Source organism: Stenotrophomonas sp. 610A2 (assembly GCF_030549615.1).
Taxonomy (GTDB): domain Bacteria; phylum Pseudomonadota; class Gammaproteobacteria; order Xanthomonadales; family Xanthomonadaceae; genus Stenotrophomonas; species Stenotrophomonas pigmentata.
The window spans coordinates 2,120,592-2,145,815 of record NZ_CP130832.1 but is presented as its reverse complement, the minus strand read 5'-3'; the positions used below and the strand labels follow the sequence as shown (position 1 = coordinate 2,145,815).

General features: G+C 63.2%; 18 protein-coding genes. 15 read left to right on the top strand and 3 right to left on the bottom strand.

Annotated features, from left to right (window positions below):
• Positions 1 to 2 precede the first annotated feature (2 nt).
• From Q5Z11_RS09760 to Q5Z11_RS09715, 10 genes are all read left to right on the top strand, one after another.
• Positions 3 to 743: a flagellar motor protein gene (locus tag Q5Z11_RS09760; RefSeq protein ID WP_303749798.1), complete on the top strand. Its 741-nt coding sequence runs from the start codon at positions 3 to 5 to the stop codon at positions 741 to 743.
• A 3-nt stretch (positions 744 to 746) separates the two neighbouring features.
• Positions 747 to 1,694, top strand: coding sequence for a flagellar motor protein MotD (gene motD, locus Q5Z11_RS09755; RefSeq protein ID WP_303749797.1), 948 nt, complete (start codon positions 747 to 749; stop codon positions 1,692 to 1,694).
• Positions 1,694 to 2,476, top strand: coding sequence for a ParA family protein (locus Q5Z11_RS09750; RefSeq protein ID WP_303750009.1), 783 nt, complete (start codon positions 1,694 to 1,696; stop codon positions 2,474 to 2,476). Before motD ends, Q5Z11_RS09750 begins: the two co-directional genes overlap by 1 nt.
• On the top strand, positions 2,473 to 3,453 hold the full coding sequence (locus Q5Z11_RS09745) for a chemotaxis protein CheW (protein ID WP_303749796.1): 981 nt from the start codon (positions 2,473 to 2,475) through the stop codon (positions 3,451 to 3,453). Before Q5Z11_RS09750 ends, Q5Z11_RS09745 begins: the two co-directional genes overlap by 4 nt.
• 321 nt (positions 3,454 to 3,774) lie before the next feature.
• Complete coding sequence (locus Q5Z11_RS09740; protein ID WP_303749795.1) at positions 3,775 to 4,083, top strand: STAS domain-containing protein; 309 nt, start codon at positions 3,775 to 3,777, stop codon at positions 4,081 to 4,083.
• Positions 4,080 to 4,445, top strand: a complete 366-nt coding sequence (locus tag Q5Z11_RS09735; protein ID WP_057628682.1) for a response regulator — start codon at positions 4,080 to 4,082, stop codon at positions 4,443 to 4,445. The genes Q5Z11_RS09740 and Q5Z11_RS09735 overlap by 4 nt, the downstream gene beginning before the upstream one ends.
• Positions 4,446 to 4,481: 36 nt before the next feature.
• Positions 4,482 to 6,443, top strand: coding sequence for a chemotaxis protein CheA (locus Q5Z11_RS09730; protein WP_303749794.1), 1,962 nt, complete (start codon positions 4,482 to 4,484; stop codon positions 6,441 to 6,443).
• 285 nt (positions 6,444 to 6,728) lie between these two features.
• A complete protein-coding gene (locus Q5Z11_RS09725; RefSeq protein ID WP_303749793.1) occupies positions 6,729 to 8,981 on the top strand; it encodes a methyl-accepting chemotaxis protein in 2,253 nt (750 codons plus the stop codon).
• A gap of 133 nt (positions 8,982 to 9,114) precedes the next feature.
• Positions 9,115 to 11,748 (top strand): methyl-accepting chemotaxis protein, encoded by a 2,634-nt coding sequence (locus Q5Z11_RS09720; RefSeq protein ID WP_303749792.1) that lies wholly within the window; start codon positions 9,115 to 9,117, stop codon positions 11,746 to 11,748.
• Positions 11,749 to 12,155: 407 nt separating this feature from the next.
• Entirely contained in the window at positions 12,156 to 14,387 is a 2,232-nt protein-coding gene (locus tag Q5Z11_RS09715) for a methyl-accepting chemotaxis protein (RefSeq protein WP_303749791.1), read from the top strand.
• Between the two features lie 179 nt (positions 14,388 to 14,566).
• Here the strand turns inward: Q5Z11_RS09715 and Q5Z11_RS09710 are convergent, their stop codons facing one another.
• The 3 genes from Q5Z11_RS09710 to Q5Z11_RS09700 all read right to left on the bottom strand — a co-directional run bounded on the left by Q5Z11_RS09710 (position 14,567) and on the right by Q5Z11_RS09700 (position 17,877).
• The gene (locus tag Q5Z11_RS09710) at positions 14,567 to 15,952 is read right to left on the bottom strand and encodes an FAD-binding oxidoreductase (protein WP_303749790.1); all 1,386 of its coding nucleotides are present in this window, start codon (positions 15,950 to 15,952) and stop codon (positions 14,567 to 14,569) included.
• Between the two features lie 32 nt (positions 15,953 to 15,984).
• Positions 15,985 to 16,704, bottom strand: coding sequence for a GNAT family N-acetyltransferase (locus Q5Z11_RS09705; protein WP_405051687.1), 720 nt, complete (start codon positions 16,702 to 16,704; stop codon positions 15,985 to 15,987).
• A 420-nt stretch (positions 16,705 to 17,124) separates the two neighbouring features.
• Positions 17,125 to 17,877: a class I SAM-dependent methyltransferase gene (locus tag Q5Z11_RS09700; protein ID WP_303749788.1), complete on the bottom strand. Its 753-nt coding sequence runs from the start codon at positions 17,875 to 17,877 to the stop codon at positions 17,125 to 17,127.
• A gap of 343 nt (positions 17,878 to 18,220) precedes the next feature.
• Between Q5Z11_RS09700 and Q5Z11_RS09695 the strand changes: the two genes are divergently transcribed.
• The 5 genes from Q5Z11_RS09695 to Q5Z11_RS09675 all read left to right on the top strand — a co-directional run bounded on the left by Q5Z11_RS09695 (position 18,221) and on the right by Q5Z11_RS09675 (position 25,214).
• Positions 18,221 to 18,988: a flagellar brake protein gene (locus tag Q5Z11_RS09695; RefSeq protein ID WP_303749787.1), complete on the top strand. Its 768-nt coding sequence runs from the start codon at positions 18,221 to 18,223 to the stop codon at positions 18,986 to 18,988.
• 228 nt (positions 18,989 to 19,216) lie between these two features.
• Positions 19,217 to 19,708, top strand: a complete 492-nt coding sequence (locus Q5Z11_RS09690; RefSeq protein ID WP_303749786.1) for a chemotaxis protein CheW — start codon at positions 19,217 to 19,219, stop codon at positions 19,706 to 19,708.
• Positions 19,709 to 19,832: 124 nt separating this feature from the next.
• Positions 19,833 to 20,216, top strand: coding sequence for a hypothetical protein (locus Q5Z11_RS09685; RefSeq protein ID WP_405051672.1), 384 nt, complete (start codon positions 19,833 to 19,835; stop codon positions 20,214 to 20,216).
• 83 nt (positions 20,217 to 20,299) lie between these two features.
• Entirely contained in the window at positions 20,300 to 22,672 is a 2,373-nt protein-coding gene (locus Q5Z11_RS09680) for a methyl-accepting chemotaxis protein (RefSeq protein ID WP_303749785.1), read from the top strand.
• A 382-nt stretch (positions 22,673 to 23,054) separates the two neighbouring features.
• Positions 23,055 to 25,214 carry a methyl-accepting chemotaxis protein gene (locus tag Q5Z11_RS09675; RefSeq protein ID WP_303749784.1) on the top strand — a complete coding sequence of 720 codons (2,160 nt, stop codon included), beginning with the start codon at positions 23,055 to 23,057 and terminating at the stop codon, positions 25,212 to 25,214.
• Positions 25,215 to 25,224: the final 10 nt, after the last annotated feature.

Here is a 25,224-nt window from a genome sequence, read left to right as displayed (position 1 = left end):
CCATGGACCGACTCAGCATCATTGGACTCTTCCTCGCCCTCGCCTCCCTGGTGGGTGGCAGCATCCTCAAAGGCGCTGGCCTGTCCTCGCTGTGGTCCCCTGCTGCCTTCGTGATCGTCATCATCGGCACCCTGGCAGCCATCCTGCTGCACACCTCACCGGCGGTGTTCAAGCACGCTTTCAAGATCGTGCGCTGGGTGATCCGTCCGCCGGCAAGCGATCGCCGCGCGCTGGTCCAGCAGATCGTCGACTGGAGCAACATCGCCCGCCGCCAGGGCCTGCTCGGCCTGGAGCCGCAGGTGGAGCTGCAGGACGATCCGTTCATCCGCAAGGGCCTGCAGCTGGTGGTCGACGGCGTCGAGCCGGACACTATCCGCCATATGCTGGAGATCGAACTCGGCAGCCAGGAGCAGCAGGATCTGGCCGCTACCAAGGTCTTTGAAGGCATGGGCATCTACGCCCCTACCCTCGGCATCATCGGCGCCGTGCTCGGCCTGATCGCGGTGATGAAGAACCTGGCCGACCCGAGCAAGCTCGGCCACGGCATCGCCGCGGCATTCACTGCCACCATCTACGGCATCGCCTCGGCCAATCTGCTGTTCCTGCCGGTATCGGCCAAGCTCAAGGGCGTGATCGCCAGCAGCTGCCGCGAGCGCGAAATGATCATTGAAGGCCTGATCGCCATTGCCCAGGGTGAGAACCCGCGCAATATCGAAAACAGCCTGGCCGGCTACGTGAACTGAGCCATGGCCCGCCGCAAGCACCACGAAGAGCACGCCAACCATGAAGCATGGGCAATCCCCTATGCCGATCTGATGACGCTGCTGCTCGCGTTCTTCGTGGTGATGTACGCCATCTCGTCCTTGAACGAAGGCAAATACCGCGTGATGGCAGATGCCTTGACCACGGCCTTTGGCGGCGCCCCGCGCACCATCAGCCAGGTGCAGGTGGGCAACAAGCAATTGCAGGGCGGCGGCTTTGATTCGCCATCGGTGATCAGCGCACCGAGCATGACCGGTGGCGCACTGGCCGACCCGACCCAGCTGCCGTCGATGGCTTCGCATATGCGCATGCCGGTCTCGGCCCACAACCAGGAACAGCTGCAGCGCGCCGAGCGCCAGCTCAACCAGATCGCCGATCGCCTCAGCCAGACGCTGGCGCCACTGGTCAAACAGGGCGTCATCACCGTGCGCCGCACCGAACTGTGGATCGAGGTCGAGATCAACAGCGACATTCTGTTCACTACGGGTTCGGCGGCGCTGGACGCCAGCGCTCGCAACACGCTCGGCACCCTGGCCGATGTATTGCTGGATGCCCCAAACGGCGTTCGCGTCGAAGGCCATACCGACAACCTGCCGATCGCCACCGCGCAGTTCCCGTCGAACTGGGAGCTGTCAGCGGCACGCGCAGCCAGCGTCGTGCACCTTTTCGCCGATCATGGCGTGCAGCCACAGCGATTGGCGATGGTGGGTTACGGCCAGTTCCGCCCCCGCGAAAGCAACGATGCGCCCGAAGGGCGCAACCGCAACCGGCGGGTGATGGTGATCATCCTCGCCGATTCGGCAGCGGCAGCCGATCTGCCTGCTTCCGGCAACACCACAGCCAGTACCAGCGACGAAGGCGGGAACGGCGGCACAACTGCCGCATCCGCCGTTCGCAGCGCGGTACCGGCGGTCATCGAAGGAGTCCAATGATGCGTATCTGGGCCATTGCCAACCAAAAAGGCGGCGTCGGCAAAACCACCACCACTTTGTCACTCGGGCGCGGCCTTGCCGCGCGTGGACACAAGGTGTTGTTGATCGACCTGGACCCCCATTCCTCGCTGACCCGCGCCTTCGGCGTACCGGTTGAGCCGGTGCCGCAGGGCGTGCAGGAACTGTTCGCCACGCCGCCACATGAGATCGCTTCGCTTGCCCGCCACAGCGACATTCCTGGCCTGGACTATCTGTGCGCGCAAGCCTCGCTGGCCACGCTGGAACGTCGCAGCGCCAACCAGCCTGGTCTGGGCCTGGCCCTGCAGCAGGCGCTGGCCCGCCACGGCGAGCAGCACGACTACATCCTGCTCGACTGCGCGCCGACGCTGGGCTTGTTGATGATCAACGCCCTGGCCGCCGCTGACCGCCTGATCATCCCGACCCAGGCCGAACCGCTGGCCCTGCATGGACTGGACGGCATGGTCCGAACCGGCGAAATGGTCGAGCGCTCGCGCAAACGCGACCTGCCGATCTCGGTGCTGCCCACCTTGTTCGACCGTCGTACCCGTGCCGGCAATGAAACCTTGAAGCTGATGCAGGACCGTCACGGCGAGCGCGTCTGGGAAGACGCGATTCCGATCGACACCCGCATCTGCAACCCGGCAGCACTCACCGTGCCCCTGCTTGGCGACGATTATCCCGGCCGCGGCATGGCCGCTTACCGCCACGCGCTCGACTGGCTGCTGCTCAGCGAGGCCGCGCAGCTGGAGCGCGCCGCATGAGCAACGACGTACTCGACGATTATCTGGGCGAACTGCTGCTGGAGGCCGTGCCCGCCGCTGCGGTCGCGGCACCTGCAACGCCGGCCAAGCCTGCAGCTGCCGAAGTGCCGGGCGACAGCCCCGAGCTGGAGGCCGTGTTCGAGGCTGCGTTGGCCGAAGCACAGGCCAAGCCTGCTGGCGCACCAATCCCCGCCGCGGCAGCCACTCCGGCCGGCGACAGCGCCGCCCTGCAGGCTGCCTTCGACGACGCGATGGCGGCCACTGCCGCCGCCAATGCAGGTCGCCCCCCAACCTGGGACGACCTGCCGGACGAAGTGATCTACGAGACCGGCCCTGCTGAAAGTCGCAAGCTCGCCCATAGCGACAGTGCCAACCTGCAGGCTGCATTTGAAACCGCGGCTGGGTTGCCGGTGAGCCCTGCTCCCCCTCCGCGCAGCACCCCCAATGTCCGCGCTCTGGAGCACCCCTCGCCAGATGCGCGTCCCAGCACCTGGCAGGAACTGCAGGCGCAGGCACAGCGCCCGGCGAGCAGCCCGCAGCAACGGCGCGCCGCCGAGCGCAGTTCACGTTGGTTGCGACTGCGCTGTGGGCAACAGACCTATGCGCTGGAGCTGTTGAAGGTGCAGGAAGTGGTGTTGCCGGTGCCGCTGCTTGCATTGCGAGGTACCGGCCCGGCGATGCTGGGCATCATGAATCTTCGCGGCCAAGTGGTGCCGGTGATGGACCTGTGCCGCCATCTTGACGTGCAAAGCGCGCCTGAGGATTCACAGACGCGCATCGTAGTGCTGGAAGAGAACGGCGAGACCCTGGGCCTGCGCGTGTCGGCGGTGGAAGACGTCGCCAACCTCAACGACTCGCAGATCGAGCCACCGGACACAGCGCGCATCTGCCAGATCTCCAATGAACTGTTCCGCGGCATCGCCCGCATCGGCCAGCAACCGATGATCCTGCTCGACGCCGGCCGTCTGCTGCGCTGAGTACCTCCTCTGTTTGCGCGGCAAAGGGGAACGAAGCAACGGTAGTGCCGAGCCATGCTCGGCAGAGGCTTTACCGGTAAGGCCGCAGCCGAGCATGGCTCGGCTCTACCCAGCCAAGGGCTACCCCTCCCCAGCCCTCCCCTACGCCTTCGGCGCAAGGGAGGGAGCAGATCCCCAACCCTCCCCTTCGCTGCGCGAAAGGGAGGGGCAAAGCTACAAAACCGTGCGCCCGTTAACACTATCTGTTGCAGCGCATCGCAACCCTAAAGATCACTGGCGTATCGCCGCTATCTCTCCCAGTAACGTTTGTTCGGAGCAACGATGAGCACTGTGGCCCTGGCGCAGGATCTCGGCATCGAGTCCACCAGCGAGTTGAAACAACACCTGGCAACCCACCTGCCGCAAGCGGGCGAGTTGCGCGTGGATGCCAGCCAGGTGGGCCGTGTGCACACCGCCGCGATGCAGGTGCTGTGCGCCTTTGTGCTGGCACGCCAGCAGGCAGGCAACGGCACCGTCTTCGACAACGCTACCGATACCTTCCGTGATGCCGCGCGCCTGCTCGGTGTCCTCCGGACCCTGGGTCTGGAAGCAACCCCTGACACAACGAAATCTGTGGAGAACGCTGCATGAGCGCACGAATCTTGGTGGTGGACGACTCGGCGTCAATGCGCCAGATGGTCTCTTTCGCCCTCACCTCGGCCGGCTTTTCGGTAGAAGAAGCCGAAGACGGCGCGGTCGCCCTGGGCCGGGCCAAGGGCCAGCGTTTCAACGCCGTGGTCACCGACGTCAACATGCCGAACATGGACGGCATCTCGCTGATCCGCGAACTGCGCCAGCTGCCGGACTACAAGTTCACGCCGATGCTGATGCTGACCACCGAGTCGGCCGCCGACAAGAAATCCGAAGGCAAGGCCGCCGGCGCCACCGGTTGGCTGGTCAAGCCGTTCAATCCCGAACAGCTGATTGCCACCGTACAGAAAGTCCTGGGCTGATCAGCCCACCTGCCCCACCGATCGGATACCGCGCCAATGAGCATGGACCTGCAACGTTTCCACGCCACCTTCTTCGAAGAAAGCCGTGAAGGGCTGGATGCAATGGAGGCCGGCCTGCTGGCACTGGAAGACGGCCAGCACGACCCTGAAGTCATCAACTCCGTGTTCCGCGCCGCCCACTCCATCAAGGGCGGTGCCGGCACCTTTGGCTTCGATGCCATCGCCGCACTGACGCATGTGCTGGAAACGCTGCTCGATGAGCTGCGCTCCGGCAAGCGCGCACTGGAAGGCAACGCGGTCGACGCGATGCTGGGTTCGGTGGACGTGCTGCGCGCCCTGCTGCGCGAAGTCGAACATGGCCAGGCCGCCGATCCCGCCGCCGTCAAGGCGGTTACCGATCGTCTGCAAGCCGTACTGTCCGGCACGGCACCGGTTGCCGTGGCTGCAGTGAAACAGGAAGAAACCCCGGACGCCTGGCAGATTGGCTTCGCCCCGGCGCCGTCGCTGTTCATGAGCGGCAATGATCCGCTGCGCATCATCCGCGAGCTGGAAACCCTGGGTTCCCTGCACGTGGAACCGCGCATGGCGCGCCTGCCCAGCTTCGACCAGCTCGATCCGCTGGAAGCCTACCTGGCCTGGGACCTGGGCCTGGTCGGCAAGGTGCCGCGCAGCCGCATCGAAGACACCTTCGCCTGGGTGGTCGATGACTGCGAGCTGGATATCCGTCCGGCTGCACCGCCCAGCCTTGCAGTTGAAGCCCCGGTCGCTGCGGTCGCCAACATCGCCGAGGCTGCCGTCAAGGCACCTGCCAGCGGCCAGCAGCACGAAGCCGAAAGCTCGATCCGGGTCAGCGTCGACAAGGTCGATGCGCTGATCAACCTGGTCGGTGAACTGGTCATCACCCAGGCCATGCTCAAGCAGGTTTCCGGCGGACTGGACCCGGCCCACGCCGAGCAGCTGCTGGCTGGCCTGGATCTGCTCGAACGCAATACCCGCGACCTGCAGGAAGCCGTCATCGGCGTGCGCATGCTGCCAGTGGATGCAGTATTCCGTCGCTTCCCGCGGCTGGTCCGCGACCTTTCCAGCCGTCTCGGCAAGCAGGTCCGCCTGCGCACCATCGGTGAAGGCACCGAGCTGGACAAGGGCCTGATCGAAAAGATCGCCGATCCCTTGGTGCATCTGGTCCGCAACTCCATCGACCACGGCCTGGAAATGCCGGACGTGCGCCGCGACTCGGGCAAGGACGAGACCGGCACGATTACCCTGGCGGCATCGCATCAGGGCGGCCACATCGTCATTGAAGTCAGCGACGACGGCCGCGGCCTGAACCGCGACAAGATCCTCGCCAAGGCGCTGGAACGCGGCTTGAGCGTGCCCGACAACCCCACCGATGCACAGGTCTGGGATCTGATCTTCCAGCCCGGCTTCTCCACCGCCGATGCGGTCACCGACCTGTCCGGTCGTGGTGTTGGCATGGACGTGGTCCGCCGCAACATCCAGGCATTGGGCGGCGAAGTGCAGCTGGAAAGCCGCACCGGTGCCGGCACCCGCGTACTGATCAGGCTGCCGCTGACGCTGGCCATCCTCGATGGCATGACCGTATCGGTTGCCGGCGAAACCCTGATCCTGCCGCTGGCCTACGTGCTGGAAGCACTGCAGCCGCAGCCAGACGATATCCGCACCATGGCTGGCGAGGGGCGCGTTCTGCGCGTCCGCGGCGAATACCTGCCGATCCTGTCGCTGGGCCAGTACTACGGCTATCCCGACAATCCACAGGCCGAACCGCTGGTCGTCGTGGTGGAAGGTGACGGCCAGAAGATCGCGCTGGAAGTGGATGAGCTGATCGGCCAGCAACAGGTCGTCGTCAAGAACATCGAGAACAACTACCGGCGTATCAGCGGCGTCTCCGGCGCCACCATCCTCGGCGATGGCCGGGTTGCGCTGATCGTCGATATCGGCGGCCTTGTGCGCTCGCTGCGTACCCAGCAAGCCGCCTGATCACGTCGTAGCACGTAACTGACGCCGCTCGCCCGACATCTGGGCGGGCGGCGTTGTGTCGTGCGTCCGCCGCGCCTGGATACGGCGGCGCACGCCTTTTGACTGGCTGAATCACAGCCACGGAGTGTCTTCAAGAAGCTCCGAAAGTTGCCGATACCGCATCGCAATGCAATCAGGTTTGTCAACCAACCTGGGCCTCCGTCGCGGCCTGCACAACGCACGACATTCCACAGGAGCGCCGGACCTGTGGATCGCCCCCTATGCCCGCCTACGGAGATGTCTGCAATGAAGTGGTTCCAGAATCTGTCGATCACGCGAAAGCTGGTGCTTGCGTTCTGCAGCACCAGCCTGCTCACCCTGCTGCTTGCGCTGTTCGCGCTGTGGCGGATGAACGTGGCCGACACCCAGATACAGCAGGTCAACAACAACTGGATGCCGGCCGTCCAGCAGCTTGGCGAAATGCGCGCCCAGCTCGGTGAGTACCGCACCTTCGAGCAGGCCCAGCTCAACTACCAGGGCAACCCGGAACAGCTGGCCGACTACGACAAGCGCATGGCTGACAGCCGCAAGCTGATTGAAGCTGCTGAGAAGGCCTACGACGACATCGAAGCCGACTACAGCGCCAGCGAGCTGGCCATGTACGAAAAGATGAAGGAGCTGCGTGCAGGCTACTTCGAAGCACACGACCGTATTGCCGCAGCGATCGCCGCCGACGACTTCGTCACCGCCAACGCAATCTCCAGCGATGACTCGCGCAAGCTGCGCCGCGCCCTGTTCGACCAGCTCAAGCAGATGTCGCAGTACAACCAGGAGCAGCTGACCAAGCAGACTGCCGAATCACGGCAGGCGCACCAGCGCTCGCTGATCGCCATCGCGATCGGCCTCGGCCTGGCCTTGCTGCTGGCCGCCGCATTGGGCTGGGCGATCATCCGCGCGATCATGCTGCCGCTGGCCGAGGCCGTGCGCGTAGCCGACGATGTCGCTGCCGGCAAGCTGGACCGTCGTATCGATGCCTCGCGCCGCGACGAAGTCGGCATGCTGCTGCAGTCCATGCAGCGCATGCAGGCACAGCTGCAATCGGTGATCGGCGCACAGCGTGAGATGGCACGCCAGCACGATACCGGCATGATCAGCTACCGCATGGATGAGACTGCGTTCCCGGGCGACTATGGCGTGATGGTCAAGGAAAGCAACGCACTGGTCGCTTCACACATCCAGATGCTGCTGTCGGCTCTGGAAGTCATCAAGCGCTACGCAAACGGCGACCTGTCCGTTGACATCGAACGCCTGCCCGGCGAGAAGGCCGTCATCACCGAGACCGTGGATGCGGTCAAGGCCAGCCTGTCGGCGATCAACAGCGAGATCAAGCGTCTGGCCGGTGCCGCCGCACAGGGTGATTTCTCCGTGCGCGGCGATGCAAATGCCTACCAGCATGATTTCCGCGACATGGTCAGCAGCCTCAACCAGCTGATGGAAACCACCGACGGCAACCTGTCCGAGCTCTCGCAGCTGCTGCAGGCCATCGCCCGTGGCGATCTGACCGCGAAAATGCAGGGCGACTTCCACGGCGTGTTCGCCAATATGCGTGACGACGCCAACGCCACCGTCAGCCAGCTGACCGACATCATCGGCCGCATCCAGCACGCGGCCTCCAGCATCAACCTGGCTGCCACCGAAATCGCCACCGGCAACAGCGACCTGTCACGCCGTACCGAGCAGCAGGCTGCCAACCTGGAAGAAACCGCCGCCTCGATGGAGGAACTGACCTCCACCGTGCGCCAGAACGCCGAGCATGCCCGCCAGGCCAACCAGCTCGCCATCGGCGCACATGGCGTCGCCAGCCAGGGCGGCAACGTGGTTGGCCAGGTCGTCACCACGATGAGCGCGATTGAAGCCTCGTCGAAGAAGATCGCCGACATCATCAGCGTCATCGATGGCATCGCCTTCCAGACCAATATCCTGGCGCTGAACGCTGCGGTGGAAGCCGCCCGTGCCGGTGAGCAGGGCCGCGGCTTTGCCGTGGTCGCCTCGGAAGTACGCACCCTCGCCCAGCGCTCGGCGGCTGCCGCCAAGGAGATCAAGGGCCTGATCGACGACTCCGTCGGCAAGGTCGGCGAAGGCTCGGTACTGGTGCAGCAGGCCGGTGCCACGATGGATGAGATCGTTACTTCGGTGCAGCGCGTGACCGACATCATGGCTGAGATTTCAGCTGCGTCGCAGGAGCAGAGCGCCGGCATCGACCAGGTCAACCAGACCGTCATGCAGATGGACGAAACCACCCAGCAGAATGCAGCGCTGGTGGAAGAAGCCACTGCCGCCGCACGCTCCATGGAAGACCAGGCCAACCACCTGAGTGAGGCGGTGGCGGTGTTCCGCACCGACGCCGTGCAGGCAGTTGTCGCACAGCCGCAGCAGGCCAAGACTGCGTTTGCTCCCGCTGCCCCGGCACCGGCACGTCGCCTGCGCGCGGTGGCTCCGGCACAACGTGGCAATGCGGCAGTGCGCGTCGACAACGACGGCGACTGGCAGGAATTCTGATTGCCAGCTACACATGTATGAACGACGCCCCTGAATAGGGGCGTCGTCATTTCAGTGCAAGAAAACGCTCCAGCTCTGCCTACAGATGCCGATGTACTGACAAACCCCCTACCTACCAGGCCAGCAGTAACCCATGTCTTTGCCCACTAATTTCCTCACCCGCAGTATTGCAATGCGCTTGATGCTGGGAACGGCATTGGTCGCGACCTTCGCATTCGGCCTCACCGCGTTGTTCATCTACCTGCGCAGCAGCGATGCCCTGCTGTCAGCCTCGCGGGTCAGTCTCGAGAACATCGCCCAGCTCGAGGCCCAGCGCATCTCCACCGAGCTTGGCCACGGTTTTGAGGCCAACGACACCTTGTCGCGCAGCTTCATTGCATTGCGCCAGCAAGGCGGCTTCAGCCGCTTGAGCGCCGCACAGGTGCTGCACTCGCAAGCATTGAACAATCCGCAGTGGGTCGGTGTCGGCACCTTGTGGGAGCCGCAGGCCTTCGACGGCGACGATGCCAACCATATCGATGCCGAAGGCCATGACGCCAGCGGCCGCTTCATGAGCTATTGGGCATGGCAGGACGGCGCACCGGTACAGGAACCGCTGCGCGGTTACGACGTGCCCGGCGACGGTGACTGGTACCTGCAGCCGGCAGCGACCAAGAAGCCCTCCGTGCTGGAACCGTACGTCTACGAGATCGGCGGCAAGAAGATCCTGATGACCACGCTGGCCACGCCTATCGTCCAGGACGGTCAGTTCCTCGGCGTGGTGACGGTGGATTTCGCCCTGCAGTCACTGCAGGATCGCCTGTCCAAGATGCGCCCTATGCAGGAAGGCTACGTGCGCCTGCTGTCGCCGGTGGGCACCATCATTGCAGACCGTGATCCGGCCAAGGTCGGCACGAAGGCTGATGATGCTGACACGCGCACGATGCTGGCCAATACCGCCAGCAACAAGATCACCTTCGAGCAGCGCCATGATGCGGCCCTCGACGAAGATGTGGTGGAAACCTATGTCCCGCTGAAGATCGGCAACGCCGAGCAGACCTTCGCCTTCGGCGTCGTGGTGCCGCGCGCCCTGTTGATGGAACAGGCACAGGCCCTGCTGTGGACCATCGTCGTGGTCGGCGTGATTGCCGCCCTGCTGCTGTGCGGCGCGCTGTTCCTGCTGCTGCGCAAGTTCGTCTTCAAGCCATTGAACGAGGCCGTAAAACTGTCTGACAACATCGCCGCCGGCAAGCTCGACAATGCCGTCAGCGTGCAGCGCGACGATGAGCTGGGAGCCCTGCTCAGCTCGATGCAGCGCATGCAGTCCCAGCTGCAGTCGGTGATCGGTGCTCAACGCGAAATGGCCAGGCAGCATGATGCCGGTGTCATCAGCCACCGCATGGATGAGACTGCGTTCCCGGGCGACTATGGCGTGATGGTCAAGGAGAGCAACGCACTGGTCGCTTCACACATCCAGATGCTGCTGTCGGCTCTGGAAGTCATCAAGCGCTACGCCAACGGCGACCTGTCCGTTGACATCCAACGCCTGCCCGGCGAGAAGGCCGTCATCACCGAGACCGTGGATGCGGTCAAGGCCAGCCTGTCGGCGATCAACAGCGAGATCAAGCGTCTGGCCGGAGCTGCCGCACAGGGCGACTTCTCGGTGCGCGGCGACGCCAATGCCTACCAGCATGATTTCCGCGACATGGTCAGCAGCCTCAACCAGCTGATGGAAACCACCGACGGCAACCTGTCCGAGCTCTCGCAGCTGCTGCAGGCCATCGCCCGTGGCGACCTGACCGCGAAGATGCAGGGCGACTTCCACGGCGTCTTCGCCAACATGCGCGACGACGCCAACGCCACCGTCAGCCAGCTGACCGACATCATCGGCCGCATCCAGCACGCGGCCTCCAGCATCAACCTGGCCGCCACCGAAATCGCCACCGGCAACAGCGACCTGTCACGCCGTACCGAGCAGCAGGCCGCCAACCTGGAAGAAACCGCCGCCTCGATGGAGGAACTGACCTCCACCGTGCGCCAGAACGCCGAGCATGCCCGCCAGGCCAACCAGCTCGCCATCGGCGCACATGGCGTCGCCAGCCAGGGCGGCACCGTGGTCGGCCAGGTCGTCACCACGATGAGCGCGATTGAAGCCTCGTCGAAGAAGATCGCCGACATCATCAGCGTCATCGATGGCATCGCCTTCCAGACCAATATCCTGGCGCTGAACGCTGCGGTGGAAGCCGCCCGTGCCGGTGAGCAGGGCCGCGGCTTCGCCGTGGTCGCCTCGGAAGTCCGCACCCTCGCCCAGCGCTCGGCGGCTGCTGCCAAGGAGATCAAGGGCCTGATCGACGACTCCGTCGGCAAGGTCGGCGAAGGCTCGGTACTGGTGCAGCAGGCCGGTGCCACGATGGACGAAATCGTCACCTCGGTGCAGCGCGTCACGGACATCATGGCTGAGATTTCAGCTGCGTCGCAGGAGCAGAGCGCCGGCATCGACCAGGTCAACCAGACCGTCATGCAGATGGATGAAACCACCCAGCAGAATGCCGCGCTGGTGGAAGAAGCCACCGCCGCCGCACGTTCGATGGAAGACCAGGCCAACCACCTGAGTGAGGCGGTTGCGGTGTTCCGCACCGCTGCGGATACCGCCGGCAAGCCTGCCAACAAGGTAGCGGTCGCCAGCATTGCGCAACATCCACAGCAACGCCTGCGTCCGGTGGCCAGCAGCGCCCGCAGCGGACAGGCAGTGCGCAAACTGGACGATGGCAACTGGCAGGAGTTCTGACCGTACCGTTGTCACATCGAGCCCCCGGCACTCTGTGCCGGGGGCTTTTTGTTTCCGTCAACTCGAGGGAACAAAAATCGATGTAAACCACGAATTGCGGCTGATCGTAAGAGAGTCAGTGAAACAGGCTGAAACAGTGAATGCGCGCACATTCAGTCCAAGCGCCGCATCACTAAATCGTCCTGACGTCTTTAAACCGCTAAGACTTGTGATGCGCATTCAATCAATTGTGCTGAATCCTTCAGAATTTCGGACGTGAAAACTCCTACAGCAGCGTGAGAAAGCGCCGTTATCGGCTATGACAACACCCGCATAGGCTTGCGGCGTGGACACTACGCTGCGTAATCCAGGGTTGGATGAGACCCCTCCGCAGCGTCCAAATCTGCAGTCGATCCGGAGAGTTAGAGATGGAGTTCTTTCGCAACCTCAGCATCGCCAGAAAACTTGCAGTTGCTTTCACTCTTACCACCCTCACCACCCTGGCCATGGGCGGTTTCGCCGTAGTGCGGCTGAACCAGGCCACTGCCCAGCTGCAACAGGTAAGCGCGCGTGACATGCCAGCCGTGCAGTACCTGGAACGGATGCGCGCCGATCTGGCTGAGATCCGCATCGCCGAGCTATCACAGCTCTCGCATCTGCACGAACCTGCCTATGTCGCCGAGTACAACCAGCGCATTGCCGACCAGCGACAGAAGCTGGCCGAGCACCGCAAGCAATACGAAGCCCTGCCTGCAGACACCACCCAGCAGGGTTTGTACGCGGAGATGGGCAAGACCCTGGATGCTTACTTCAGCGCACACGCGATGATGGAGAAGGCGATCAACGAAGGTCAGTTCGAGCTGGCCCAGAGCGTCTCCAATGACCAGTCACGGATCAGCCGTCGCGATCTGTTTGATGCGGTCGAGAAGCTCAGCAGCCACGTCGCCTCGGTACTGGACAAGGAAGTGGCCAACGCCAATGCCGCGCAGGCCCGCAGCACTACCGCGATCATCGTCTGCATGTTGCTGTTGGGCCTGTTGTCTGCCGTCCTGGGCGTGGTGATCGTGCGCGCCATCGTGCGCCCGGTGAATGATGCCCTGCGCGCCGCCGACGACGTTGCCAACGGTCGCCTGGACAGCAGCATCGACAGCAGCCGCAAAGATGAAGTCGGCGCCTTGCTGGCTTCGATGCAACGCGTGCAGAACCAGCTCAAGGCCGTCATCGGCGCGCAGAACGAGATGGTGCGCGAGCACGACCAGGGCGCGATCAGCTTCCGTATCGACGAATCCCGTTTCCCCGGCGAGTACGGGCGGATGGTGCGCGAGGTCAACACCCTGGTTGCCCAGCACATCGGCGTCAAGATGCGCGCTGTCGAGGTAATGCGCCACTACGCACGCGGCGATCTTTCGGTGGACATGGACCGCCTGCCCGGCGAGAAATTCGTCATCACCCAGGCGATGGACAGCACCAAGGCCAGCCTGTCCGCGATCAACAACGAGATCAAGCGGTTGGCCAATGCCGCGGCGGCTGGCGACTTCAGCCAGCGTGGCGACGCCGATCAGTTCGAGCACGATTTCCGCGACATGGTCGGTGGCGTCAACTCGCTGATGGAAACCACCGAAGTCAATCTTGGCCACCTCTCCAAGCTGTTGCAGGCGGTTGCACAAGGCGACCTCACCCAGCGCATGGAAGGCGAGTTCCACGGCGTGTTCGCCCGCATGCGTGACGATGGCAATGCCACCGTCGACCAACTGGGCAGCATCGTCTCGGGCATCCAGGCGGCCAGCGGCAGCATCAGCCTGTCGGCCAGCGAGATTGCTACCGGCAATGACGACCTGTCCCGCCGCACCGAGCAGCAGGCCGCCAATCTGGAAGAAACCGCTGCTTCGATGGAGGAACTGACCTCCACCGTGCGCCAGAACGCCGAACATGCGCGCCAGGCCGACCAGCTGGCACGCGGTGCCGCCGAAGTCGCCGCGCAGGGCGGCAGCGTAGTCGGGCAAGTGGTCACCACAATGAGTGCGATCGAGGCCTCATCGAAGAAGATCGCTGACATCATCAGCGTCATCGATGGCATCGCCTTCCAGACCAATATCCTGGCGCTCAACGCTGCGGTGGAAGCGGCACGCGCCGGTGATCAGGGCCGCGGCTTCGCGGTGGTGGCATCGGAAGTGCGCACGCTGGCGCAGCGCTCGGCGGCAGCGGCCAAGGAGATCAAGGGATTGATCGACAGTTCGGTCGACAAGGTCGCCGAAGGTTCGCAACTGGTCCGCAATGCCGGCACCACCATGGACGACATCGTTGCCTCGGTGCAGCGCGTGACCACCATCATGGCGGACATTTCGGCGGCTTCGCAGGAACAGTCCACCGGTATCGACCAGGTCAACCAGACCGTGATGCAGATGGATGAATCCACCCAGCAGAACGCCGCGCTGGTCGAGGAAGCCACAGCCGCAGCACGTTCGATGGAGGACCAGGCACAACAACTGTCCGCTGCGGTGGCACAGTTCCGCCTGGCTGGCTCGGTAAGCGCAACCCTGGCCAAGGTAGCTGCCAGCGCGGGGGCTGCACCGCCGCGTGGCCGCCCTGCATTGCGCGCTATCCCGAAACCAGCGACGCGTGCACCTGTCGCCAGCACCGACGATTGGCAGGAGTTCTAAGGCATTGCTGTTGGCGGCGGGCGGGCACTCTCCAGCCCGTCCGCTGCCTGCAGTTTGCTCAACCACTTCCGCGATGGTCCTTTCGACATCACGGCAAGCAATACCGGATCGACCCGCTATCCGGCTGCGCCTGCAGTTCACGCCATCGATGCGTCCATCCAACTTCGGCGCAGATCCAATCAGAACACCCGTTCACTGACATCGGCCGCCAACAGCGACACACCCGGGAACACGCCATGCTCGTCATAGCGTTGCCGCAGCTTCTGCAATCGCCGCCAGGCATCCGCGGAGTAGCAGGTCGCCACCTCGGCAGAGCGTGCCTCCAGATCGAATTCATTGATATAGCTGCCGGTAGCAATAGGCGCCAGCTGATCAAATACACCGCGTAGCCAATCCCGGTTCAGATCGTCTTCGTCCTCGTCGTTCCACTGCGCGTAGGTCGAGACCGAAAGCCGCCCATGGATCGAGTACGCCGCGTCGGCATGCTCGTGATTGGGTCGCAGGATCAGCAGGCAGAACGTAGCGGGCGAAGGCCGTGCCTGCATGCCTGCAACCAGCACATCGGCAACCTTCCCCGCTGCATCGGTGAGTATGTTGTCGGCGCGGTAGCGCTTGCTGACCATGGCCTGCTCGGTCTGTTGATAAATGGGATCGAAGCTGCCGAGTTCCTGCTCGACGAATTCGCCCAACCAGGGCTGCAGATCCATTTCCAGCGCAGCGTGCAGTGATCCAGCTTCGGCAGCATCGTCGCAAAACACGCTGACGCTCAAGGCCGCCGGCACACCGGGCGCACCGCCAAGCACCAGCATGACCTGCGCGCGATCATCGTGCCTGCGTGCGCACAAGGCCATCAGCAAGGGCTTGAGTCTGGCCGTATCCAGCACGTAGCTGCGTGCCAGTATCGTTTTTGGCGCAAGCCAGGTGCGCAGGTGAAACCGAACCACGACAAAGAACAGGCAGGGGCCGCCTCCTCGTGCCGCCCAGAACAGTTCCGCGTTCTCGGTTTCGCTGACATGCAACAAGCGACCATCGGCGGTCACTACATCCAATGCAAGTATGTTGAAGGTGCTCATGCCGCCCCAGGCATCGCAGTTGATGCCCAATCCACCTCCCAGCAGGAAGCCGGAAAGACCTACCTTCGCGCCGTGACCGGTAGGGAATGCCAAGCCGTGCGGTGCCAAGGCCTGCGTCAGCTGAGCGCTGGTCACACCTGGACCTGCGGTCACTGTTTCCTGCTCCGCATCCACCTCGATCGCGTTGAGCTGGGCCAGGTCCAGCAGCAGGCCACCGCGGTGCAGGAAGCTGCCCGCGTAGCTGTGGCCCGAGCCCTTCACCGCAATCCTGAGCCCATGCAAGCGCGCGAAATTCACGCTTTTGATCACGTCCTCCACTGACGCGGCACGCACGATGTACTCGGGGAAGCGTTCGAAATGGCGTCGATTCCAGGCCGTGCTGTAGTACCAACTGGCGTACTCGGCATGATGGCGGGACCTGACCTTGCCCTCCAATGTCTGCGAGAAGGCCCGGTAGTCGTCGGGGAGCATCTTTGCGTGCTGCGGGTCCATGGTGGTTCCCTCGGATCATCCAGAAGATTGAGTCAGACGGCGACTGCGCTTGTCGCTGAGTAGAGTGGCAACGGCTGCAGGCCAAGCCGGGTCTTGATGCGTGCGTTCAAGCGACCGGCTTCGATGGTGCGTACACCTGCGCCCAAGGCCCATTCGTAGGCGTAGGCGAAACTGACGGTATAGGGGCTGTAGTCGGTGAGGTCGTAGCGCATGCCAGCCGACCAGATGCACATCAACGTCCCATCGAGGAAGCAGATCAGGCCGCCAACCACCACACCCTGGTCTTCCACCACCACCAGCCGGATCAATCCCTCACAAGTGCGCACGAAGCGGGCCAGCGTCTGCGCCGGGAAGTATTGCGGCGTTCCATTGCGCGCCGTGGTCTGCTGGCACAACTCGGTGAGCTGCTCCAGGCGTTGATCGAAGGGCGGGCTGAGCAGACTGATGCCGCCGCTTCCGGCAGCGAACTTGCGCAACTGACGGGTCATCTCATAGCGCCCATCCTTGGGCAAGGCCTTGATCACGGCGTCGAAATCTTCAAACCGGGTCATGTCCATGAAGTAGCGATCGACCAGGTAGCGCACCGCCAGCCCCTGCTCCGCCAATTGCTGCCGGGCATGATCACTGGCGACATTCAACAATCCCACATACTGCGCATCCAACCTGACCGCCAGCGCCTTCAGCGCAGCGACCAATGCATCCTCGGCCGCCGCGCCCAGCAACACGATCACGCCGCTGTCAAAGCAGTGCATCGCATGGCTGAAAAGCGCGCATTGCTCACGATCACTTTGAATATCCGCAGTGCGCGCAAGCAGACCAAAAGGATCCACGGTCTGCACCAACTGCAGGTAGGCCGGCACGAAGCCGACCAGCCTGCCGTCTTCGCGGGCCAGCAGGTAGAACGCGCCCTTGATCGCCAACAAGGGCGAGCGCTCGGCTGCGCACAGGAAACGCCAGTCGTAGAAGAACGAGGCACCACTGGTGTGGTGAAACACGCGGTACTCGGCTTCATCCATCTGTTCGATGGAGTTCAGTATTTCCACTTCAATGGGCATCGCTCTACCCTCGGGGACGCTCACCGCCCCGGTGGCCAGACCGAGGGCAGGAGCGAAGGCATGGTTCACTACAGCAAGTGCGTCTTGCCGGGCACCGCTTGCTGGTAGCGTGTGCTGCTAGCGCTTGCGGCACTCGATGATTGCCGCATGCGGCTCATCGACATAGGCCTGCAGTGCCGGTGGCACCTCGCCCAGGTCATGACCCGTCATCAGCCGTGGATTCGACCATTTGATATCTTCCGCGCCCGCTCTCAGCAACGCCGCCTCGATTGCCTGCTGCGACCAGTACCAGGCGTGCACACTGGCTTCGTACTCGCGATAGCGCAGATCCAGGCGCAGGCGCCCGCCTTCCTGCCAGGGATTGGCTTCGTCATCAGGCGTCAGCGTGAAGCCGCAGCCCTCGTAGTAAGTCGGCGCTGGTGCATAACGTGCATGGATCGGCAGCGCGACCAAACGACCACCGGGTTGCAGCGGCGACATCATCTCCGCTGCCATCTGATCCAACTCGGCCAAGGTGGTGGCATAAGGCAGCACATAGACCGCCAGCACAAGATCGAAATTGCCGTTGGTGGTTTCATCCAACGTTGAGCGGAAGCTGATGTCCAGACCATCACGCTGCGCGCAGCGGCGGGCGTACTCGAGCATGCCCTCGGCAAGGTCATATCCAACCACCTTGCGTGCGCCTGCGCGTTTCAACAGACGCGAGTAGTAACCGCTGCCGCAGCCATACTCCAGGACATCAAGTCCATCGAGTGGGCCCAGCGCCGCAAACACGCTTGGCGTTTCGATGTACTTCCGGAATGGCCAGGTTGCCATGTCCTCGTAGAGCGCACCCAACTGATCGAACTGATCTGCGGCTTCCTTGCTCATCTGCTGTTCCCTTGCGTTGAGGGTACTGCCCGGAAGTTGCAGATGCTCACGGATCGCTGAATGTTAAATCGTGATGCAAATCGCTATTTGAGACTATTTCACACTGTCATCTCGAACATTAAGCCGCCGCTCAGGTTCCTCTGTGAAACCGTCAAAAGCCCGGCAGTCCGGACATTACGGTGCCGACCAAATTTTGCGTCCACACAGACAGGTAGGTAAATCACCGGGTGTGATTACTGGGCTCGTAACAGACAGACTAAAGATGTTAAAAAGGCGGCCGTTATCACAGTTTGTACCGCCTCCAGGGCGGCCACACTGATCACCGCCCAACCGTAAAGTGTCCATGCCCGACCACGAATCGACTGCACCGACGCCCTCGCCACACGCCGGCAACCTGTATGCCGATGACCGCTACATGGTGCGTAACCCGCATCAGGTGAGGCATCTGCTGCAGGCCATGATCGATCAGCGTTCGATGATCAATGTGCACCCGGATGGGCGCGACCAGTCCTTTCCTTCGGCGGTGCTCGAAGTGGACATGCAGGGCCTGATGCTGGATGCCAGCCCGGTCCCATCGATCAATCGCTCCGTGGAAACTGCAAGCACCCTGCTCTGCTTCGGCCAGGTCGACAAGGTCATGGTGCGCTTCCAGTTGCAGGGCCATCACCGCGTTGAGCGTGGCGACCACACTGCCTTTGAGATGCCGTTGCCGGAGGAGGTTTACCACCTGCAGCGGCGCGAGTTCTATCGCCTGGAAACGCCGGTTGGCGATTCGCCGTATTGCGTGCTGCCAGACCCCGACGGCGGCGAATCCAGCCGTTGGCGCGTGCTCGACATCAGCGCAGGCGGCATGGCGCTGCTGCTGCCGCCCGACCAGAACCTGCTCAAGCTGCAGAGCCGCTACAGCTGCTTGCTGGAGGTTCCCGAAGGGGCACCGATCAAGGCCTCGTTTGTGGTCTGCAACCTGCGCCAGCAGAAGCAGCCCAACGGTTCGGAGATGACCCGCATCGGCCTGCGCTTCGACGACCTGCCGCGCGGCGCCGACAACATCATCCAGCGCTACATCTTCAGGATCGACCGCCTGCGTAAGGCACGCAGCAACGGGGAATAAGCCAAGCGCGTCTGTTGGGCTTTGGCTTTGGCTTTGGCTTTGGCCTTGGCTTTCCAGCCTTCATTCCCCTGAAGTCGGGGCTGGAGCCACAGCCAATCCGGCCCGAAATCACACTCCTGGCACCCCATCCCGCGATTCCTGCCTCGGCGCCTAAAGTCCCACCCGGTAGCGCCGATACCGGTGCATCAGCCGCATCGCATCGGCAGCCCGCCAGGACCAGGATCCGCCATGAATGACTCCCGCACCACCGCCACCGATACCACCGGCGGCGAATACCTCAGCTTCACCCTCGGCAATGAGCACTACGGCGTGGATATCCTCAAGGTGCAGGAAATCCGCGGTTATGACGCTGTTACCCGGGTGCCGGATGCGCCGGACTACATCAAGGGCGTCATCAACCTGCGCGGCACCATCGTGCCGGTCATCGACCTGCGCCTGAAGCTGCGCCTGGACGAAGCCCGCTATGACGCCTTCACCGTGATGATCGTGCTCAATGTCGAAGACCGCGTTGTCGGCATCGTGGTGGACAGCGTCTCCGACGTGATCCCGCTCAACGCCGAGCAGATCCGCCCGACCCCGGAATTCGGCGCCGCCGTCGATACCCGCTTCATCTCCGGCATCGGCACCCAGGACGATCGCATGCTGATCCTGCTGGACATCGAAACCCTGCTAGATACCGCCGACCTCGGCCAGCCGAGCGTTGCCGAAGAGGCGGCTTGAGCGGCAATTTCGCAAAGTCGATCACAGTTCCATGCATGCAACTCAAGCCCGGCAACTACGGGCCGATAGCCATTGCATGCCCGTCCTCCCCGACCGGCCCTACTTTCCCTTCCCGGAGTTTTCGATGTACAAGCATGTACTTCCGCTGTTTGCCGCCACCGTTCTGGCCACCGTCGCGTTCGACGCCGTTGCCGATGCCGAGATGATCCCGCCGGAAACCGCTGCGCGCTTCGCCGGCAAGGACGGCATGGTCTGCGGCAAGGTTGAGAAGGCCCGTTACGCCGAAGGCTCCGAAGGCCAGCCGACCTTCCTGCACATGGGCGGCATGTTCCCGCGCCACACCTTCTCGGCACGTATCGCCGGCAGCAACCGCAGCAAGTTCGGTTTCCCGTTGGAGACCCTGGAAGGCAAGACCGTCTGCGTGATCGGCAAGATCCAGCGCGACGCATCGCGCGCCGAAATCGAAGTGGCATCGCCGGCCAACCTGAAGCTGGCAAACATCAAGTAATCCGCCTTTCGTCACGCCGGCAATGCCGGCGTGCCACCCCGCGCCTGTGACATGGCGGGGCCTGTTCCCGGAGATCGCGCAAGATGCAGTGGATCAACTCGCTGAAACTGAAGCCGAAGCTGATGCTTACTTTCGGCGTCGTGCTGTTCGTCATGTTGTTGCAGGGTGTCGTCGCCTATCGCGGCCTGCACTCGTTGAACAACGTCACCACCGACCTCGCTGAAAACCGCATGCCCAGTCTTCGCACCACCGGTGAGTTGAGCGGCATGGTCAGCGAGTACCGCAACGCGTCCTACCAGAGCCTGGTGCGCGCCAGCGATGACGTCAAAGCCGATGCCAAGGCACGTGCCACCGAACTGCGCATGCAGATCGACACCACCATCGCTGCCTATCCGAAGCTGATCGACAGCCCGGAGCAGAAGAAGTTGTTCGAGGCCTTTGTCGCTGATTGGGGCAAGGCTGCGTCGTCCTACGACGCGGTAACCGAGATGCTGGCATTGGACCTGCCGGATGACGCCATCGACACCTTCGTAGGCGAAACCCGCAACCTGCACCGCAATGCCTATAACGCCCTGCAAGCACTTGCCGCGAACGACAACACCCGCGCCCAGGCCGCCGCAAAGCAGGCCGAAGATACCTATCGCACCTCCGCCCTGGTCGGCATCATCGCCGTGCTGGTCGGTGGTGCTGCCGGTCTGGCACTGATCTGGCTGTTTGCGCGCTCGCTGGTTGCCACCATCCGTGGCGCCGTGGACGTGGCCAATGAAGTGGCCAGCGGCAAGCTGGATGGTTCCATCGACGTCTCCCGTGCCGATGAAGTGGGTGATCTGCTGCGCGCCATGCAGCGCATGCAGCGCGACCTGCGCGAACGCATCGACCGTGACCAGGTCATCGCCAGCGAGAACCTGCGCATCCGTACCGCACTGGACTACTCGTCCACCGGCGTGTTCCTGACCAACAACGACCTCGAGATCGTCTACGCCAACCGCGCCCTGCTCGACAAGCTCAGCGAGCACCACGAGGAAATCAGCAGCGCACTGACCGACTTCGACGCCAGCAAGCCACTGGTCGGCCAGCCGGTCACCGTGCTCGAGCACCGTGGCGAGGTTGACGGCAAGGTGATGGAAGGTCTCGAGAAGAACGGCGTATTCAAGCGTGAAATGCGCTTTGGTGAAGCCGAGTTCGCACAGACCATTTCGGTGATCCGTGACGACAACAATGTACCGGTTGGCCACGTTGTCGAATGGCGCGATCGCAGCACCGAGGCCCAGGTCGAGAAGGAAGTGGCGCGCATCATGGAAGCCGCCGCTGCTGGCGACCTCAGCGGCCGCATCGGCACTGCCGACAAGGACGGCTTCTTCCTGCAGCTGGCCGAGCAGATCAACAGCCTGCTGGACGCCAATGCCAGCAGCCTGGAGCAGATCTCCGCACTGTTGTCTGCGCTCTCGCGCGGCGACCTGACCGTGCGCATGCATGGCGAGTACCAAGGCGTGTTCGCCACCATGCGTGACGACGCCAATGCCACCGCCGAACAGCTGACCGGCATCGTTGGCCGCATCAAGCAGTCCTCGGTGTCGATCAACTCGTCCGCCAGCGAAATTGCCGCCGGCAACAACGACCTGTCGCGTCGTACCGAGCAGCAGGCCGCCAACCTGGAAGAAACTGCAGCATCGATGGAGGAATTGACCTCCACAGTGCGCCAGAACGCAGAATCGGCTCGCCAGGCCAACCAGCTCGCCATCGGCGCTGCCTCGGTGGCCTCGCAGGGCGGTGAAGTGGTCAGCCAGGTGGTCACCACCATGACCCAGATCGAACAGTCCTCGCGCAAGATTGCCGAGATCATCTCGGTGATCGACGGCATCGCCTTCCAGACCAACATCCTCGCCTTGAACGCTGCGGTGGAAGCCGCACGTGCTGGCGAGCAGGGTCGCGGCTTCGCCGTGGTGGCTTCGGAAGTTCGCACGCTGGCCCAGCGTTCGGCCGGCGCCGCCAAGGAAATCAAGGGCCTGATCGACGACTCCGTCGGCAAGGTCGCCGATGGCTCGGCGCTGGTTCGCAAGGCTGGTACCACCATGGGCGAAATCGTCGCCTCGGTGCAGCGTGTGACCGACATCATGGCTGAGATCTCCGCTGCCTCGCAGGAGCAGTCGGCCGGCATCGAGCAGGTCAACCAGACCATCGTGCAGATGGACGAAACCACCCAGCAGAACGCCGCATTGGTCGAAGAAGCCACCGCGTCGGCCCGCTCGATGGAAGAACAGGCCGCACATCTGGCCAACGTGGTATCCGTGTTCCAGCTGGAAGAAGGCGCCGCTGTCACCAGCAGCGCGGCTTCCGCACGTGAACCGGCACCCCGCCCCGCCGTCCAGGCAGCAGCACCGGCACCTCGCCGTCGCGCAGCCGCTGCCCGCACCGCAGTAGCCGAACTGGCTGACTCGGATTGGCAGGAGTTCTAAGCAACACCATCGTTGGCTGTGCTGACAACCCAGCCAAGCCAAGCAATTGAACCACCTGAAATCCGATGCCAGTCCCTGGCATCGGATTTTTTTTGGAGGGGCGGCCGCAATGCTCAATGCTCGAATCATTCCTTGTGGGAGCGGCGTAAGCCGCGAAGCTGACTTACCGTCGGTTGAGGCACCGCCGGCGACTGTAAGCACCACCAGCTTCGCGGCTTACGCCGCTCCCACAACCGAATACACATCCCTTCTTCGCATACGTGAACAGATCGACTGCTTTGGCTTGCCTCCCTCTTCAGGCCGCTCAACTCGCGCCCTTCGCGGCCGATAAACCGGTATCCCCTCACGCAGCGCTGATACCGCAAGGTAACCAGCGGATTCGATGACTATCTTCTCGCTCTGGAACAACTACATTTCCAACATCTCCGTCAGGCGCAAGCTGAACCTGCTGACGGCCCTGATCGTGATCGGTGTGATCACGCTGGCGGTCATCGCTGCCCGCATGCAGTACCTGGATCTGTACGAAACCCGCAAGGACGCGCTGCGCGCCCAGGTGGAAATGAGCTACGGCGTTCTCGACCACTACGCCAAGGAAGCGGAAACCGGCGCGATGCCGCTCGCTGACGCACAGAAGTACGCCATGGCCGCGCTGCAGAAGATGCGTTCCGACGCCGACGTCAACTACTTCAACATCTACGACACCAAGTACGTGTTGCTGATGCATCCGTTCCGTGCTGACCTGGTCGGCAAGGACATGAAGGACTTCCGCGGCGAGGACGGCGTCCGCGTCTACTACGACCAGGTCGAAGCCGCACGCAAGGGTGGCGGCTATGTCGCCTACACCTGGGCCAAGCCCGGCAAGGATGGCGTGGTTGGCAAGCTTGCTTATGCAGGCATGTACAAGCCGTGGAACTGGGTGGTATCCAGCGGCGTCTACATGGACGATCTGCAGGGCCAGGCCCTGAAGTTCACCGCAATCATGACGGTGGCTGGTGGTGTGTTGGTGCTGCTGGTACTGACCTTGAGCTGGATCATCGGCAACCGCATCGTGCTGCCACTGCGCAATGCCACGGCCGTGGCGACCGCCATCGCCAAGGGGCGCATGGACAACCACATCGCTGCCCCCAGCAAGGACGAAACCGGCCAATTGCTCAGCAGCATGTCGCATATGCAGGACCAGCTGCGGGCGGTGATTGGCGCACAGGCCGAGATGGCTCGCCAACATGACGCCGGCATGATCGGCTACCGCATCGACGCCAGCCGCTTCCCCGGCGATTACGGCGTCATGGTTGAAGAGACCAATGTGCTGGTCAGCAACCACATCGACGTCAAGATGCAGGTGATCGCGCTGGCGCAGCGTTATGCGGTCGGTGACCTCAGCCAGGACATGCCGCTGCTGCCCGGCGACAAGCGCGTCATCACCGAAACCATGGCCGCCATCAAGACCAACCTGGCTGCCATCAACAGCGAGATCAAGCGCCTGGGCAGCGCCGCCGCTGCCGGCGACTTCAGCCAGCGCGGCGATGAAGACCGCTTCGAGCACGACTTCCAGGCCATGGTGCGTGCCCTGAACACCATGATGCAGGTCAGCGACGACAATCTGGGCGAAGTATCGCGCCTGCTGCAGGCGCTTGCCGACGGCGACCTCACCGTCAAACTCAGCGGCGACGCTCAGGGCGTCTTCGCCAGCATGCGTGAAGACGCAAACAGCACCGTCTCCCAGCTGGCCGGCATCGTTTCCGGGATCCAGCAGTCTGCCGACAGCATCAATCTGGCCGCCGGCGAGATTGCCACCGGCAATGCTGATCTCTCGCGCCGCACCGAGATGCAGGCCGCCAACCTCGAGGAAACCGCAGCGTCGATGGAGGAACTGACCTCCACCGTCCGCCAGAATGCGGAATCCGCACGCCAGGCCAACCAGCTGGCGATCGGTGCAGCCGGGGTAGCCTCACGCGGCGGGCTGGTGGTGGAAGAAGTGGTCACCACCATGGGTCAGATCCAGCAGTCCTCACGTCGCATCGCCGACATCATCAGCGTGATCGACGGCATCGCCTTCCAGACCAATATCCTGGCGCTGAACGCCGCGGTTGAAGCTGCCCGCGCCGGTGAGCAGGGCCGCGGCTTCGCCGTGGTTGCCGCCGAAGTCCGTACCCTCGCCCAACGTTCGGCCGGCGCCGCCAAGGAGATCAAAACCCTGATCGAAGACTCGGTCGAGCGCGTGGACGAAGGTTCGCAGCTGGTGCAGCAGGCCGGCACCACCATGGGCGAGATCGTCACCGCGGTTCAACGCGTCACCGACATCATGGCCGAGATCTCCGCTGCCTCGCAGGAGCAGTCTGCAGGTATCGAGCAGGTCAACCAGACCGTCATGCAGATGGACGAAACCACCCAGCAGAATGCCGCACTGGTCGAAGAAGCCACCGCCGCAGCACGCGCAATGGAAGAACAGGCCACGTTGTTGGATGAAGCGGTGGCGGTATTCCAGCTGAGCGCCCAACCCGCTGCGGCCAAGCAGCCACAAACGCTGGCCATGGCCAGCTGAGCGCGCATAT

Coding starts and splice junctions, on each gene's coding strand:
- Q5Z11_RS09760 (WP_303749798.1), top strand. CDS start 3: ATGGACCGACTCAGCATCATTGGACTCTTCCTCGCCCTCGCCTCCCTG.
- motD (WP_303749797.1), top strand. CDS start 747: ATGGCCCGCCGCAAGCACCACGAAGAGCACGCCAACCATGAAGCATGG.
- Q5Z11_RS09750 (WP_303750009.1), top strand. CDS start 1,694: ATGCGTATCTGGGCCATTGCCAACCAAAAAGGCGGCGTCGGCAAAACC.
- Q5Z11_RS09745 (WP_303749796.1), top strand. CDS start 2,473: ATGAGCAACGACGTACTCGACGATTATCTGGGCGAACTGCTGCTGGAG.
- Q5Z11_RS09740 (WP_303749795.1), top strand. CDS start 3,775: ATGAGCACTGTGGCCCTGGCGCAGGATCTCGGCATCGAGTCCACCAGC.
- Q5Z11_RS09735 (WP_057628682.1), top strand. CDS start 4,080: ATGAGCGCACGAATCTTGGTGGTGGACGACTCGGCGTCAATGCGCCAG.
- Q5Z11_RS09730 (WP_303749794.1), top strand. CDS start 4,482: ATGAGCATGGACCTGCAACGTTTCCACGCCACCTTCTTCGAAGAAAGC.
- Q5Z11_RS09725 (WP_303749793.1), top strand. CDS start 6,729: ATGAAGTGGTTCCAGAATCTGTCGATCACGCGAAAGCTGGTGCTTGCG.
- Q5Z11_RS09720 (WP_303749792.1), top strand. CDS start 9,115: ATGTCTTTGCCCACTAATTTCCTCACCCGCAGTATTGCAATGCGCTTG.
- Q5Z11_RS09715 (WP_303749791.1), top strand. CDS start 12,156: ATGGAGTTCTTTCGCAACCTCAGCATCGCCAGAAAACTTGCAGTTGCT.
- Q5Z11_RS09710 (WP_303749790.1), bottom strand. CDS start 15,952: ATGGACCCGCAGCACGCAAAGATGCTCCCCGACGACTACCGGGCCTTC.
- Q5Z11_RS09705 (WP_405051687.1), bottom strand. CDS start 16,704: ATGCACTGCTTTGACAGCGGCGTGATCGTGTTGCTGGGCGCGGCGGCC.
- Q5Z11_RS09700 (WP_303749788.1), bottom strand. CDS start 17,877: ATGAGCAAGGAAGCCGCAGATCAGTTCGATCAGTTGGGTGCGCTCTAC.
- Q5Z11_RS09695 (WP_303749787.1), top strand. CDS start 18,221: ATGCCCGACCACGAATCGACTGCACCGACGCCCTCGCCACACGCCGGC.
- Q5Z11_RS09690 (WP_303749786.1), top strand. CDS start 19,217: ATGAATGACTCCCGCACCACCGCCACCGATACCACCGGCGGCGAATAC.
- Q5Z11_RS09685 (WP_405051672.1), top strand. CDS start 19,833: ATGTACAAGCATGTACTTCCGCTGTTTGCCGCCACCGTTCTGGCCACC.
- Q5Z11_RS09680 (WP_303749785.1), top strand. CDS start 20,300: ATGCAGTGGATCAACTCGCTGAAACTGAAGCCGAAGCTGATGCTTACT.
- Q5Z11_RS09675 (WP_303749784.1), top strand. CDS start 23,055: ATGACTATCTTCTCGCTCTGGAACAACTACATTTCCAACATCTCCGTC.